The following is a 1,186-nucleotide window of genomic DNA, read 5'->3' on the forward strand; positions in this document are numbered from 1 at the left end:
CTAGTGCCCCATCCAGATAGGTCGCTGCGCTAACCGGGTGTCGGGTTGGTCGTGCGGTTCCGGCTGGGTGATGCTGCCTGCGGAGGTGGTGTCGGTGGCCAGAAAGCCGGATGTGTTCGTTCGCGCGGTGTTCCCGGAGGAGGGACGCCGGTTGCAGAAAATCGCCAAGACGAGCAAGCAGCCGATCAGGATGCGGCGTGCGATCGTGGTGATGGCGTCGGCGCAGCGTCAGCCGGTGCCGATGATCGCGAAGCTGATGCAGGTATCGGAATCGTATGTGCGACAGGTGATCCACGACTTCAACGAGAAGGGTTTTGACGCGCTGGACCCAAAATGGAGCGCGGGCAGGCCGGCGAAGACCGATCAGGCGACACGTGATCGGATCTGTTCCATCGCCCGGTGCTGCCCGCGTGATCTGGGCTGGCCCTTCTCCACATGGAGCTTGTCGAAACTGGCAGAAATATTGCGGGACAACGATATCGCCGATATCTGCCGAGAAACACTGCGGCAGATCCTGAAGGCCGGCGGGGTGTCGTGGCAGGCCACGAAGACCTGGAAGGCCAGCAACGACCCCGAGTTCACCCAGAAGCTGAAGCGGGTGCTCGACCTGTATGACAATCCACCCGCCGACGGCCGCGTTGTCTGCGTGGATGAGTTCGGGCCGCTGAACCTGCAGCCCCTGTGCCGGACGCGGCTGGTTCGGTCGGCGAACGCCGAAACGGCTGCGCGCAACATACAACCGCACCCAGGGAGTGCGGCACATGCTCGGTGCGCTGGACCTTCGCACCGGGCAGCTGTACTACCGCATCCGCGATCGGAAACGCTGGACGGAGTTCCTGGCCTTCCTCAAGTCCCTGCGCCGGCGGTGGCCGGGCCAGAAGTTGTATCTGATCGCAGACAACTATTCGGTTCACAAGCGTCGCGAGGTGCAGGAATGGTGCGCCGCCAACGACGTGGAGCTGGTGTTCCTGCCGACCTATTCGTCCTGGTTGAACCGTATCGAGTGCGAGTTCTCCGCGTTGCGGTACTTCGCGCTGGGCGGCACCGACCACCGCTGCCACGGCGAGCAAGACGACGCGATCGGCGCCTACATCCGCTGGCGCAATCAGCACGCCGAACCCATCCGCGACTTCGCCGTCGGATCCAAGATCCGCCACCCCGATTACCTACCGAAGGTTGCCTGACG

At 63.5% G+C, this 1,186-nt stretch carries 1 protein-coding gene and 1 pseudogene; both read left to right on the plus strand.

The genetic code is table 11. From position 1 onward, the window contains the following. Positions 1 to 241: 241 nt before the first annotated feature. Positions 242 to 457: pseudogene (locus ACWEO7_RS39625) on the plus strand (helix-turn-helix domain-containing protein); the annotation flags it as partial. 265 nt (positions 458 to 722) lie between these two features. Then, on the plus strand, positions 723 to 1,184 hold the full coding sequence (locus tag ACWEO7_RS39630; protein WP_452431010.1) for a transposase: 462 nt from the start codon (positions 723 to 725) through the stop codon (positions 1,182 to 1,184). Positions 1,185 to 1,186: the final 2 nt, after the last annotated feature.

The organism is Nocardia sp. NPDC004260, from assembly GCF_053603155.1.